The sequence below is a fragment of the Rossellomorea orangium genome (assembly GCF_019334305.1).
In the GTDB taxonomy this organism is placed as follows: domain Bacteria; phylum Bacillota; class Bacilli; order Bacillales; family Bacillaceae_B; genus Rossellomorea.
Map to the genome: position 1 here is coordinate 14945 of NZ_JAHWGH010000025.1, position 13260 is coordinate 28204.

Consider the following 13260-nt stretch of genomic DNA (forward strand, 5'->3'; position numbering starts at 1 on the left):
CCCTTTACTCGTCAACGTCTTTTTTCTGTTTTGCTTTTTTCAGAGGAATGCGCATCTGGTCCATCGGATGATTGGATACGGGACGCTTAACTAGATACTGGTATGGCAGGCGGAATAGGCTATACTTCAAGTCGGAAAATCTAAAAGGATAGATTGGTGATAAATAAGGCCGTCCCAAAGTTGTGATTTTTAATAAATGAATCAGCAAAAAGCAAAAGCAGAACATGATACCGACACCACCATATAATCCTGCCATCACGATAATCGGGAAGCGTATGATCCTTACTGCTGTTCCGATTGCATAGCTTGGTGCTGTAAAGGAGCCGAGGGCGGAAATGGCGATGATGATAATCAGGATATTACTCGTAAACCCGGCTTGAACAGAAGCCTGTCCGATAACAATACCTCCTACGATCCCCATGGTCTGGCCGACCTTGGTCGGCAGCCGCGCTCCTGCCTCTCTTAACAATTCAATGATGAATTCGAGTAGCAAAGCCTCGAATACAGGAGGAAAAGGGACATTGGACCGTGACTGACCAAGGGACACCAGGAGTGCAGAAGGGATCACTTCATAGTGGTATGTTAGAACAGCTACATAAGCAGGAGTGAGAAGGATTGAAAAAAAGATAGCGACAAACCGTATCATTCTAAGAAACGTTCCCATATTCCATCTCATGTAAATATCTTCAGTGGATTCAAAGAAATTCATAAAGGTTGACGGACCGATAATTGCCGTGGGGCTTCGGTCAACCAGTACGGCTATTTTCCCATGAAGGAGGGAAATGGTACATCGATCAGGGAGCTCAGTTGTAATAAATTGTGGGAAAAAGGTTAAGGAATTGTCTTCTATCATCTGGGCGAGAACCGTTGAATCAACAATGCTGTCTACTTCGATTTCGGTGATACGTTGTCTGAACGTATTGACGTTTTCTTCTTCTGCAATGTCCTTTATGTACACCATCTGAACTTTTTTCTTTGTTCTTGCCCCGATTGTGTATGTTTCTACACATAGTTTTGGATCATTAATGTTGGAGCGTATCAAATTCAAGTTTTTCGTTATAGACTCTGTGAAAGAAATTTTAGGGCCAAATACAAGCGATTCCGTTTCCGCTTTTTCCAAGGCACGTGTACCCTTATCCGCAACATCCGCCAATATGCCGTGCGTATCTCCTTCTCTAAAAATATAGGCAGTGCCGTTGACAAGATTATCGACTACATCATTGATGGAATTAGTAACTGTGAGTTTTGCGATATTGATTGTATCTTTGATCTGTTGATAATTTACTTCTCCATCGGCTTCTTCAAGTGGCCGAATAATGCTATCTTGCATGGAGGTGGCATTGATCATGTCGTCAAAGTATGTCACAGCGATTGATTGATCTCCATTTGTGATGGTCCTCAAGACTAAATCTTCACTATTGCTTACTAAATAGAGTAATTCTTTGTGAAAAGTCTCAATGTCAAAGCTATGAGGGGATTCTTGTTCTATGTCCTTATCCACTTTTCTTCGTCTAAACATTGATTTCAACACCCTAAACCTTAATTTAATGATTAGATTTCCCATGTATATGATTCTTACTCATGGAGTTGCCTCGTTCATTTAATAAACAAATGTACATAATATGGATGAATACCGGGAAAGATAGTAGAGGAGGTGAATCAAATGAGCAATAGAAAAAAGGATGCATCAAAAGCGGCTCTGGGTTCTTCTCAAGTAGAAGGACAGGGAACGACCAGTAAGGAAATGCCGGGTGGAGTGAAAGTATCTTCTTCAAGGTCTAAACAGAAAAAATAAAGCATTTTCTCTTCTGAACCTTTACATAATGATCTAACTTCAGCGTGGATATATTAAAATGGTGTCAAGTATGGTATAATGGAAATAATCGATGCATGTAATCCGATTAATTAACTATTATTGACCACATATTATCTGCAGCATAAATTACCACAATCATATTTTCCTGTTAGAAAGCTTAGCAAGAAAATCCTACTTACCTTAAAGGAGGACGTTCAATGGCTTTTGGTCGTAGAAATCAAGTTGAGGAAGAAATCAAAACAGAGGAAACAAAGATTTGGGCTTGTTCCGCTGAAGATTGTAAGGGCTGGATGAGAGATAATTTTAAAAGTGAAGATACACCTAAGTGTCCGCTTTGTAAAGAAGATATGGTGACTTCCACAAAAGTGTTGCAAGTGGTGGATAATCCCCATCCCACAATGAAATCATCATGATCAATCCTAAAGAACCAATCAATCGATTGGTTCTTTTTACATCTTTGTTGCATATATGATTACCTTTACATCAAATAAATACTTTAAATTTATTAAACTCTTTTTTTACATTTGAATAGTATGTAATGTATTTATGTATTAAAGGAGGGAGCACCATGTCCAAGAAAGAGAAAGAAGTGAAAAGTCCATCCGTTGAAAATGACCGTAAAGAAACTGTGTGGGACGGCTTTTGGAAGCTGTCTAAACCTGTTGACTCAAATAAGGAAGAAAAAACAGTCAAGTGGTTCTAATATGATGAAGACTGTACATGTGAATGAATATCATATGTACAGTTTTTTTATGTTTAATCCCATCTTAATGAGGTAAAGGAAAACTATCCCATTATCCACTTTAAGGAGGAAGTATCCATTGAAATTAACGAATGTCCGATTGTATGACGGTTTGGTGTATAAAGATCCCACTAAAAAATACAGTGTAACGATTGAAGAGGGTCGAATAGGTGAAGTCATTGAAGGAGAATTACCAAGTAAAACGGAAGACGTAGTCGATGGGATGGAAAGGGTTTTGTCCCCTGCATTTCATGATTCACATATGCACTTTTTACGGTATGGATTAATGAAGAGAGAATTGGATCTCAGGCATGTAGAAAGCTGGGAAGAAATGAAAAATGAAGTGCACGAATATTACCCAAAAATGGAAGAAGGGGACTGGGTTGTTGGAAGGGGTCTTGATGATAGCAACTTTAAAGATCGACAAGACCTGCTGACAGGAAAGGACCTGGATGAACTGCATTTACATACGTACATGTTTTTTCTTCATCAAGACGGTCATGAGTGCGTCGTGAATCATAAAGTGCTGGATTTACTAAAGGAAGAAGATGAATTTAAGGACATTCCTGATGCTTTCAAAGAAACAGACGATCATGGGGAATGGACAGGGCGGTTTAAAGACAGTGCCGTTCATTACATCAAGCATCATTTCCGTGGCCGAAGTTCTGATGATGCTAAGGAGGCAATTAAACAGGGGATCCCCCACATGCTTAAACACGGAATCACAACCATACACACGGATGACTTGAATTTCATCGGGTCCTATGACCGGCTATGGACGGCCTATAGCGGGTTGGAGAAAGAGGGAGAGTTGCCAATAAGAGTTTATTTGCATCATTACATCTTTAAGAAAGAACATCTGCAGGATTTTCTTGAACGTCATCCTCACCGCACGGGTGAAGGGAGCGATCATGTTAAGGTAGGCGCAGTGAAAATCTTCCTGGATGGGACTCAGCGCCTTCATACTTCTGCCATGAGGATTCCATATAAGGACCAGCCTGATACAACCGGTAATTTGATTTATTCTCAAGAAGAGTTAAATGAATTGATCAGGCTGGCAAGCGAAAATCGAATGCAGGTGGCCATGCATGCCATCGGTGATAAAGCCGTAGAACAGGCCATTACGGCATTGGAACAGGATGAAGCCCGGACCAATACCTATCACCACAGAATTATTCATGCCCAGACATTAGGTGAGGACTTACTGTACCGTCTGGGAAAAATTAAACCCACTATTGAAACCCAGCCTTCTTTCTTAATGGGAGAATGGGATCAAAAGGAGAAATGGGTCGGTGAAGATTTGGCTCCCTATTGCGATGCGTTCAAAAGCATCATCAATCATGATATCCCTTACACATTAAGCTCTGACTTGCCTATCGGCTCCATTGATCCGTTCGAAGGTATGTTTGCAGCCGTCAACAGGACCGATCTCTCCGGTAGACCTGAAGGAGGATGGCAGCCTCAGGAGAAGCTGACGGTAAATGAGGCATATCGCGGATACACGTCCATGCCTACCCTTATTGAATTAAATGAACCTCATAATTCAGGATCTATCTCCGCGGGGGAACGCGCCGACTTCATCTTGCTGGATCGACATCCTTTGGAAGTTGCAAGTGATGATCTGAACAACATCAGGGTGGTGGAAACCTGGCATGATGGTAAGAAGGTGTATTCCGTATAAGCAAATGTCAAAGCCTCACTGGGTTCAGGGGGCTTTTTTTCTGGAAACTTATCGACTTCCTATTGGCACGTCCACTTATCTTTAATAAAATATAGGGATAAGAATGTTATTTATGGAGGGAAGCTCGTGATTGCAGAAGCAAAACAGGTATTAAAGCAGTACTTTGGTTATGATGAATTTAGGAACGGTCAGGAACGTATTATTCAATACATAATAGACGGGAAAAACACGGTCGGTATCATGCCGACGGGTGGGGGGAAGTCTCTATGTTATCAAATCCCGGCACTGATGCTTGATGGTGTAACCCTAGTGATCTCCCCTCTCATATCCCTGATGAAAGACCAGGTTGATTCATTAATACACCAAGGGATTCCGGCTACCTATATTAATAGCACGTTATCAACCAGTGAAGTAGAGAATAGAATGGAAGAGATTTCTTTAGGGGAATATAAGCTCGTTTATATCGCTCCTGAGAGATTAGAATCATATGGATTCGTCCGTTTTCTCAATACATTGCCCATCCCCCTTGTGGCTGTAGATGAAGCACACTGTTTATCTCAATGGGGCCATGATTTTAGACCAAGCTACTTAGGCATCTACAAGGCAGTGAGCCAGCTTCATTCAACCCCCACAATCCTTGCACTCACAGCAACCGCTACTCCTCAAGTTCAGGAGGATATCCTTCATCACCTACATATTCCGGATCAATATAAAGTGTTAACTGGATTTCAGAGGACGAACTTGTTCTTTCAGGTAGTGAAGGGGGAAGACCGAAAGCGATGGGTGGAAAGGTATGTAAAGAAGAATCATCAGCATTCCGGAATCATTTACTGTGCTACACGCAAGGAAGTTGAAAATCTTTTTATGCATCTTGAGAAAAAGGGTTTCTCTGTCGGGAAATATCATGGAGGCCTGTCTGATGCAGTAAGGCAGGAACAACAGGAAGCCTTCCTGAATGATTCTAACACGATCATGATTGCTACTAATGCATTCGGGATGGGGATCAATAAATCGAACGTTCGCTTTTGTATTCACTATCAAATCCCTAAGAATATGGAGGGATATTATCAGGAAGCGGGCAGGGCTGGCCGTGATGGAGTAGACAGTGAATGTATCTTATTATTTTCACCTCAGGATATTCAAACTCAGAGGTACATCATCGACCAGAACATTGTAAATCAGGAGCAGCATGATAATGAGATGCAGAAACTGCGGGATATGATTGACTTTGTCCATACAGAAGCGTGTCTGCAAAACTATATTTTAGCGTATTTCGGTGAACAGATAGACGAAGCATGCGGCCATTGCAGCAATTGCCTGGATGATAGGGAATCTGAGGATGTAACGAGAGAGGCACAAATGGTTTTATCGTGCATGATGCGGATGAATGAAAGGTTCGGTACCTCACTCATCAGCGGAGTACTCACGGGTTCTAAGAATAAAAAGATCCTGGATTGGGGGTTCGACCGGTTATCCACATATGGATTGATGAAAGAACAATCCCAGAAGGAAGTCGGCCTGTTCATCGATTATCTGATTTCAGAGGGTGTCATTCAAGTAGAAGGGGGGAGCTTTCCTATCCTCAGGGTTTCCTCTAGAGGCAAAGAGGTATTGATGGGGGAAAGAAGCGTTACGAGAAAGGTACAGCCTACAGTTACAGCCATCATTACCAGAGAAGATGAATTGTTCCAGACGTTGCGGACACTCCGTAAATCGATTGCGGATTCAGAAGAAGTGCCACCTTTCGTCATTTTCTCTGATAAGTCGCTTCAGGACATGTGTGTGAAGAAACCGAGAACATCAGAGGAATTCATGCATGTCAGCGGGGTCGGTGAAAACAAGCTGAATCGGTATGGGGAAATTTTCTTAAAAGAAATCTCCGCTTTTTTACGTGAGAATCCTGAACATGAAGTCGAGGTTGTCAAGCCTTCACGACCACGGAAGACGAGTCAGTCCGATACAGCGTCCCATTTAATCAGTTATGAGTTGTTTAACAATAACATGAACTTAAAAGCCATTGCGAAAGAGCGTGGGATGACGACGGCAACGATAGAAAATCACATCATCCGTTCTTATCAAGAAGGCATTACGGACGACTGGACCATTCTTTTTACAGAAGAAGAAGAAGCTCTGATTGAAGAGGCGGTCTCGAAAGCAGGGACGGACCTCCTGAAACCCATTAAAGAAGAATTGCCTAAACATATAAGCTATTTCCAAATTAAAGGATACTTGGTTAAACACGGACAGCATCAGTAAGAAAATGAAAAAAAGCAGGCGCCCTTCAGGCAGCCTGCTTTTTCTTGTCAGTATTAAGCTTTCATTGCAGCTTTCATTTCCAGGAATTCATCATATGTCGTTTCTTTATCGATGACACCTTCTTCTGTGATCTCGATAATACGATTGGCGATCGTTTGAATGAACTGATGGTCATGGGATGCGAAGATCATAGCACCCTTGAAATTGATCAACCCATTATTCAATGCGGTGATGGATTCCAAATCCAAGTGGTTCGTCGGTTCATCCAATAGTAGAACATTTGATCCGCTCAACATCATCTTGGATAACATACAGCGGACTTTTTCCCCACCAGATAGAACACTCGGCTTCTTCAATACTTCTTCTCCTGAGAAGAGCATGCGGCCTAAGAATCCGCGAAGGAATGTTTCACTCTCATCTTCCGGTGAGTATTGACGTAACCAATCGACAAGGGAAGGTTCACTACCTTCAAAGTACTTGGAGTTGTCATTTGGGAAGTAAGCTTGTGAAGTTGTTACACCCCATTTGAACGTGCCGCTGTCCGGTTCCATTTCTCCGGCAAGGATTTTGAAAAGGGTGGATTTGGCGATTTCATTAGTGCCGACCAGGGCAATTTTGTCTTCTTTATTCATGATGAAAGAAACATTGTTTAAGACCTTTACACCGTCAACCGTTTTTGTGAGACCTTCCACACGAAGAACATCGTTTCCGATTTCACGTTCCGGCTTGAATTGTACGTACGGGTAACGACGGGAGCTTGGCTTGATGTCATCCAATGATATTTTTTCCAAGGATTTCTTCCGGGAAGTGGCTTGTTTGGATTTAGATGCGTTTGCACTAAATCTGGCAACGAAAGCCTGAAGCTCCTTGATTTTTTCTTCTTTTTTCTTATTTTGGTCCTGAGCCATTTTCAGTGCTAATTGGCTTGACTCATACCAGAAATCGTAGTTCCCTACATATACTTGAATTTTTCCGAAATCAAGGTCGGCAATATGTGTACATACCTTGTTTAAGAAATGACGGTCATGGGATACGACGATGACCGTGTTTTCAAAGTTGATTAAGAAGTCTTCAAGCCATTGAATTGCTTGGATGTCCAAGTGGTTGGTAGGCTCATCCAGTAACAGGACATCGGGTTTTCCGAATAGTGCCTGTGCTAATAATACTTTTACTTTTTCTCCACCGGTCAGTTCGGACATTTGTTTCGAGTGAAGATCTTCATTGATCCCCAAGCCTTTTAATAGGATGGCAGCTTCGGATTCAGCTTCCCAACCGTTCAGCTCGGCGAATTCACCTTCTAATTCTGCCGCTCTCATGCCGTCTTCGTCAGAAAAATCTTCTTTCATGTAGATGGCATCTTTCTCCTGCATGACTTCATATAAACGGGTATGCCCCATGATGACGACTTTTAGCACTTCATATTCTTCATATTCAAAGTGATCCTGCTTTAAGACAGCAAGGCGCTCACCTGATCCCATCGATACATGGCCGGTCTGCGCTTCGATTTCTCCTGAAAGAATCTTTAAGAATGTTGATTTACCAGCACCGTTTGCTCCGATAAGACCGTAGCAATTCCCTGGATTAAACTTTATATTCACGTCTTCGAATAATTTTCTATCACCGAAACGTAAGCTTACATCTGAAACCTGAATCATATATAATATACCTCCTAATACTCAATCTAAAAGATTATAACACGCGAGTAAGCTAAAAAGATAGAGTGATGGCAGGAACAGTGATAAATTTACGGGGTGTTTACATTAGGGAGAGGGTCTTACCATGGAGGCTCATCAGGTGTGAAAAGAAGGATGGGTAATGGAAATTATATATAGAAGCAAAGGGAGATAGCTTCGTATGGGAGTGATTTTTGGCTCATTCGAGGGAAACGGATGTTTCCCTCGCCTTTCAGCAAAGCTGAAAGGGCCCCAAGTGGAACAGAGACCCGGGCACAAATGCATTTGTGCCCGGGTCTCTGTTCCACTTGGGGAAATGAGCCAAAAATCCATGCTCGTTGATAGCAGATTCTCTCCATTTTTATTTGTGTGCTATGATAACGTTATAAACAAACAGACAGGTGATGAGGTATGATAAGGTTTGTGAAGCGGGTGAGGTTTCTTTTTAATGTTCGGAGGTCGGTTCCTTTTTTGGTGGATTTTTTTCGGTCCCGGGATGTTTCGCCTGTGAAGAAGGGTTTATCGGTGGGGGTGGTCGCCTTTTATTTTTGGCTGCCTCTGGATCTGATTCCGGATGTTTTTGTCTTATTGGGAATAGTTGATGATCTGGCAGTGTTTACCTTCATCCTTCAGATGATTGTGAAGATGGCTCCAGAGGAGTTACAAAGGAGATATGAGTTAACAACGAAATGAGGAAAAGAGAATACTGTTCTATTAATATGATATAGAAATCGGGAGCAGCCGAAAAATGGGCAGCTGTTCCCGGTTTTTTCTTTTGATTTTTTTTCGTATATGCACTACACTGTAATTACTATAATTCCAATAAGAAAGGTATGAATTAGAATGGGTTCAGGTAGAATAAATTCAATACCAAGACCATTAGTTCAACTCAATCAAGGATTTATCGTTTCAACTGTTGCCATTTCATGGGTGATTCAAATAGAGTATTTCTTATTGCTTCCATTCATAGTTGGGATATCGGCATTACTATTCAATTACAATCCAGTCATCAAGACCGGGAAGTTGTTCTTAAAGAAAGAACCTTCCGCTTACCACCAGGAAGATGCCGATCAACAGCAGTTTAATAATATCATTGCGGTGAGTTGCTTAGGAGCTGCCATCTTAAGTTCCACGGCAGGATGGAGCACAGCTTACTATATCTTTTCGGGAATGGTCTTCATGGCCGCATCCGTTGCTCTTGCAGGTTTTTGCATTGGCTGTTTCATCCGTTTTCAATGGAAAAGGTTCCAATACAAGCGATCTTTACAGTAACCTATTGACAAATAGATGGAATACAACGTAAACTAAACATGAATGAAATAGTGTATACAAAGGGAGTATGTTATATGTTAGGTGTCGTTCTTAACTAACCGTGAAATGAATACGGACATTTTGCAGGCAATGGCTTAGAAAATGGGCTATTGATGAAGCTTATTTAACTGTGCCTTCAAAATGTAGTTAAGAACAATGGTCATAGCATACTCAACCTTTTATCAGGAGAGCTGTGTCTTTGTGCACAGCTCTTTTTGTGCGCAATTTCGCAAGTCACCTCGTTTTTTCAACCGTTTGGAGTTGAAGGATATACGTGCTTGCAAATCGGCGATCATTATATGATAGGGTGGATTGTATACGAGTGAAGGAAGACCACAATGGACATTGTTCGTTGTGGTCTATTTTTGTTTATATGGAGGAAAATAAAATGAATGAAAAGACGTTTCAAACACTGGAATTCAACTCAGTGAAAGAAAATTTGATGGGGTTTGCCCTTACAGAAGAAGGGAAAAAGAAATTGATGAACTTACGGCCGTCGACCAATATCCGCCAGGTTGACATGCTGCTGGATGAGGTGACGGAAGCCGTACACATACTCGAGAAAAGTGCCAGTGTACCGATCCATGCATTAGATGGTGTAGAGAACATAATAGCAAGCCTGAACAAAGGAGTACCGCTTAGACCCGATCAGCTCATGGGGTTGTATTATTTTCTGGATGCATGTAAAAAGCTTAAGAAATACATGGATGACAAACAATGGCTGGCACCGAGGGTTTCATCATACGTTTATTCCATTGAAGACATTCCAGATCTTGGAGAGGAAATCAATCGATGCATCCGAAATGGCAGAGTGGACGATTATGCAAGTAAAGAATTACTGAGGATTCGAAAGCAATTGGGGATTCAAGAAGATCGATTGAAGGATAAAATACAATCGATCGTAAAATCGGCAAAATATAAATCCTTCCTTCAAGAATCGATCGTGAGTCAGCGAAACGGCAGATATGTCATCCCGATCAAGAAAGAATTCAGGGGGAAGTTGAAAGGGACGGTCTTGGATTCTTCAGCTTCCGGTTCAACCCTTTATATTGAACCGGAAGAATTAAGTACACAACAGGACCAGCTTCTCACTATTAAATTCGAAGAAGATCGTGAAGTTGAAAATATTCTATGGACATTGACGGGAATGGTTCAATCGTTCGAACCGCAATTAAAACTCGCGATTGAAACGATGGTCCATTACGATGTATTGTTTGCCAAAGCGAAATATAGCCGTTCTTATGATGGAGTGAAGGCAATCCTGAATGAAGACCAACGAATACACTTGATAAATGCCGTACATCCTCTATTGGGGAAACAGGCGGTCCCCCTTTCCATCAAGATGGGGGAAGGCTTTCATGCATTGGTCATTACTGGACCCAATACGGGAGGGAAAACCGTCACCATCAAAACGGTCGGTCTGCTAACCCTCATGACCCAGTGCGGTCTTCACATTCCGGCAGGGGAAGGGAGTGAAATCAGCTTGTACCAGCAAATCCTCTTGGATATCGGGGATGGGCAAAGTCTGCAGCAGAACTTAAGTACATTCAGCTCACATATCAAAAATGTAATCGGCATTTTAACGGATACCAACGACCGTTCCCTCGTTCTGTTGGATGAGCTCGGCTCCGGTACTGATCCTTTAGAAGGAATGGGTCTCGCCACAGCCATTTTGAATCAATTGTATGAAAAGGGGGCTACAATTCTTGCCACTACCCACTATAGTGAGATCAAATATTTTGCAGAAGAACATGAGGGCTTTATGAATGGCAGTATGGAGTTTAACATCGATACTTTGCAGCCGACGTATAAGCTTGTCGTCGGTCAAGGGGGAGAAAGTCAGGCATTCTCTATTGCTTTAAAGTTGGGGATGCATCCGGAAATCATTGAGAAAGCCCATGAAATCACCTATAAGGAGAGTAGAGAATACAGTTTAAATGATGTTGACTTTCATCTGAGAAAGGAAATGGATAAGCAGGTCATCGTAAATAAACACAGTACAAGGGTGAAAAGGAAGACCAAGAAAGAAAACCACGGAATCACGCTTTTTTCTAAAGGTGATAATGTCAAGATTTCACCCGATGGAGAGTTCGGAATTGTATTCGAGGGTCCTGATGATAAAGGGAATTACACGGTGCAGGTGAAAGGGATGAAAATAATCGTGAATCATAAACGACTCCGGCTCTATGTGCCTGCCAAGGAGTTATATCCTGAGAATTATGACTTCGATATCATCTTTAACAGCAAGGAAAATCGGAAAAAAGATAAACTCATGGGTAAAAGATTTATAGACGGATTGACCATCAACCATGAAGAATAAAAAAAAAACGCACCCAGGTGCGTTTTTTTTATTCGCTCCATGAATCCTATGACAAATGGGTCAAAATAAAGGAGAGAATAATCCCTAAGGAGGAAAGGAAGCCGACAATGGGACCACCTTCTTCATATGCTTCAGGCATCATGGTGGAGGAAACCATTGCGAGCAAGCCACCGGCACCGAAGGCTCCAATCAGGTAGGAAGTGCTTTCAGGTGCATTCTCCAAAAATACATAACCGAGTAAAGAACTGAGAGAGGAAAGCATGACCACACTTCCCCATAGAAATAGAATTTTCCTCGTACTGTACTGATCGAGCTTTAACCCGATACTGCTTGATAATGATTCGGGTAAATTACTGATGAAGATAGCGGTGATGAATACCCATGGCATGGATTGACTTTCAATAAAGCTTACGCCGATAATGATGGATTCAGGAATGGCATCCATTATCGTTCCTACATAGATGGCCAGCCCTGAATGATTGTGAGGGTTTTTCTTAGAACGCTTCCTTTCGCTTCCACCTTTTTTAGAGATGAAAATTTCGAATAATGTAAAGATAAGGGCACCTAACAGAAACATGGATATTAAATAAAGTAGATTTGCTCTTCCTTCTGCCTCACTTAAGAGATCAAAGGTAGCGGAACCGATGATCAATCCCGTTCCTAAGGCCATAATAAACGCTACAACCCGCTTCGGAATATGTAGATAAATTCCCATAAAGGCCCCGATTAATAAAGATAGACTGGCTGCGCCTCCCCATAAAGCTGCCTGAAACATCTCTCACACCTCCCTGATAAATCATTCATTGTGAGTTTTCCCTAATTGAATAAAGAATTAAACACGTAATAAATCCTGAATAGATTTAAATTGGTGTGGGGATAGTAAGGGTGAATCAAATTTAGGAGGCATTCGAATGAAAAAATATCTATTGATTTCCCTTATGGGATTGGTGTTCATGACTTTGGCTTCAGGTTGTGGTACGAGCAATAACATGAACGAAGAAGGACAGCAGATGAACAACCGGAATCTGGAGAGGGTCAATTATAAGAATGATCAGGCGAACCGTGATTATATGAATGACGGTACGATGAGGGAAAACTATTCTCTTGCTGACAAAGAAGCGGATAAAGTAGCTGAACTTAAAGAAGTAAAAAGCGCATATGTGCTTACAACTGATCAAAATGCATATGTAGCTGCTGTACTTGAAGATAAGAGGAATGGAAATGTATCGAAGGAATTGGAGAAAAAAATCTCAGATCAAGTGAAGAATGCAAATGGAAGTATTAATAATGTGTATGTTTCAACTAATCCTGATTTCATTGACCGGATGAGGGACTATGCCGATAAAGCGGAAAATGGGAAACCAATCGAAGGATTTGGTGAAGAAATAGCTGATATGGTAAAGCGGGTATTCCCGAATAGAGGCTAATAATTGATTGGGGGAAAAGTCGAACTTGGTTCGG

12 protein-coding genes are annotated in these 13260 nt (G+C 41.6%); 9 read left to right on the forward strand and 3 right to left on the reverse strand.

The window, feature by feature from the left end; all coding sequences use genetic code 11:
- Positions 1 to 4: 4 nt before the first annotated feature.
- Positions 5 to 1519 (reverse strand): spore germination protein, encoded by a 1515-nt coding sequence (locus KYJ26_RS21205; protein ID WP_219169795.1) that lies wholly within the window; start codon positions 1517 to 1519, stop codon positions 5 to 7.
- Positions 1520 to 1663: 144 nt separating this feature from the next.
- On the opposite strand from KYJ26_RS21205, the gene KYJ26_RS21210 reads away from it, so the two are divergent.
- The 5 genes from KYJ26_RS21210 (at position 1664) to recQ (ending at position 6495) form a co-directional block, all read left to right on the forward strand.
- Entirely contained in the window at positions 1664 to 1795 is a 132-nt protein-coding gene (locus KYJ26_RS21210; RefSeq protein ID WP_219169797.1) for a YuzL family protein, read from the forward strand.
- A gap of 218 nt (positions 1796 to 2013) precedes the next feature.
- A complete protein-coding gene (locus KYJ26_RS21215; protein ID WP_034758928.1) occupies positions 2014 to 2229 on the forward strand; it encodes a cold-inducible protein YdjO-related protein in 216 nt (71 codons plus the stop codon).
- Between the two features lie 155 nt (positions 2230 to 2384).
- Positions 2385 to 2519 carry a hypothetical protein gene (locus tag KYJ26_RS24125; RefSeq protein WP_257475180.1) on the forward strand — a complete coding sequence of 45 codons (135 nt, stop codon included), beginning with the start codon at positions 2385 to 2387 and terminating at the stop codon, positions 2517 to 2519.
- Between the two features lie 118 nt (positions 2520 to 2637).
- Positions 2638 to 4239, forward strand: a complete 1602-nt coding sequence (locus KYJ26_RS21220; protein WP_257475181.1) for an amidohydrolase — start codon at positions 2638 to 2640, stop codon at positions 4237 to 4239.
- A gap of 126 nt (positions 4240 to 4365) precedes the next feature.
- Positions 4366 to 6495: a DNA helicase RecQ gene (gene recQ, locus KYJ26_RS21225; protein WP_219169799.1), complete on the forward strand. Its 2130-nt coding sequence runs from the start codon at positions 4366 to 4368 to the stop codon at positions 6493 to 6495.
- A gap of 53 nt (positions 6496 to 6548) precedes the next feature.
- Here recQ and KYJ26_RS21230 read toward each other — a convergent pair whose 3' ends face one another.
- Positions 6549 to 8150, reverse strand: a complete 1602-nt coding sequence (locus KYJ26_RS21230) for an ABC-F family ATP-binding cassette domain-containing protein (RefSeq protein WP_219169801.1) — start codon at positions 8148 to 8150, stop codon at positions 6549 to 6551.
- Between the two features lie 525 nt (positions 8151 to 8675).
- Between KYJ26_RS21230 and KYJ26_RS21235 the strand changes: the two genes are divergently transcribed.
- The 3 genes from KYJ26_RS21235 (at position 8676) to KYJ26_RS21245 (ending at position 11799) form a co-directional block, all read left to right on the forward strand.
- On the forward strand, positions 8676 to 8861 hold the full coding sequence (locus KYJ26_RS21235; RefSeq protein ID WP_308807582.1) for a YkvA family protein: 186 nt from the start codon (positions 8676 to 8678) through the stop codon (positions 8859 to 8861).
- Positions 8862 to 9011: 150 nt separating this feature from the next.
- Positions 9012 to 9440, forward strand: a complete 429-nt coding sequence (locus KYJ26_RS21240; RefSeq protein WP_219169805.1) for a DUF4395 domain-containing protein — start codon at positions 9012 to 9014, stop codon at positions 9438 to 9440.
- A gap of 427 nt (positions 9441 to 9867) precedes the next feature.
- On the forward strand, positions 9868 to 11799 hold the full coding sequence (locus tag KYJ26_RS21245) for an endonuclease MutS2 (protein ID WP_219169806.1): 1932 nt from the start codon (positions 9868 to 9870) through the stop codon (positions 11797 to 11799).
- 46 nt (positions 11800 to 11845) lie between these two features.
- Here KYJ26_RS21245 and KYJ26_RS21250 read toward each other — a convergent pair whose 3' ends face one another.
- Complete coding sequence (locus KYJ26_RS21250; protein ID WP_219169807.1) at positions 11846 to 12574, reverse strand: ZIP family metal transporter; 729 nt, start codon at positions 12572 to 12574, stop codon at positions 11846 to 11848.
- Between the two features lie 136 nt (positions 12575 to 12710).
- Here KYJ26_RS21250 and KYJ26_RS21255 point away from each other — a divergent pair, with 136 nt between their 5' ends.
- Positions 12711 to 13226 (forward strand): YhcN/YlaJ family sporulation lipoprotein, encoded by a 516-nt coding sequence (locus KYJ26_RS21255; RefSeq protein WP_219169808.1) that lies wholly within the window; start codon positions 12711 to 12713, stop codon positions 13224 to 13226.
- Positions 13227 to 13260 lie beyond the last annotated feature (34 nt).

What these genes read in the sequence shown, in the direction of transcription:
- KYJ26_RS21205 (WP_219169795.1), bottom strand. Translation starts at nt 1,519, where the DNA reads ATGTTTAGACGAAGAAAAGTGGATAAGGACATAGAACAAGAATCCCCT.
- KYJ26_RS21210 (WP_219169797.1), top strand. Translation starts at nt 1,664, where the DNA reads ATGAGCAATAGAAAAAAGGATGCATCAAAAGCGGCTCTGGGTTCTTCT.
- KYJ26_RS21215 (WP_034758928.1), top strand. Translation starts at nt 2,014, where the DNA reads ATGGCTTTTGGTCGTAGAAATCAAGTTGAGGAAGAAATCAAAACAGAG.
- KYJ26_RS24125 (WP_257475180.1), top strand. Translation starts at nt 2,385, where the DNA reads ATGTCCAAGAAAGAGAAAGAAGTGAAAAGTCCATCCGTTGAAAATGAC.
- KYJ26_RS21230 (WP_219169801.1), bottom strand. Translation starts at nt 8,150, where the DNA reads ATGATTCAGGTTTCAGATGTAAGCTTACGTTTCGGTGATAGAAAATTA.
- KYJ26_RS21240 (WP_219169805.1), top strand. Translation starts at nt 9,012, where the DNA reads ATGGGTTCAGGTAGAATAAATTCAATACCAAGACCATTAGTTCAACTC.
- KYJ26_RS21245 (WP_219169806.1), top strand. Translation starts at nt 9,868, where the DNA reads ATGAATGAAAAGACGTTTCAAACACTGGAATTCAACTCAGTGAAAGAA.
- KYJ26_RS21250 (WP_219169807.1), bottom strand. Translation starts at nt 12,574, where the DNA reads ATGTTTCAGGCAGCTTTATGGGGAGGCGCAGCCAGTCTATCTTTATTA.
- KYJ26_RS21255 (WP_219169808.1), top strand. Translation starts at nt 12,711, where the DNA reads ATGAAAAAATATCTATTGATTTCCCTTATGGGATTGGTGTTCATGACT.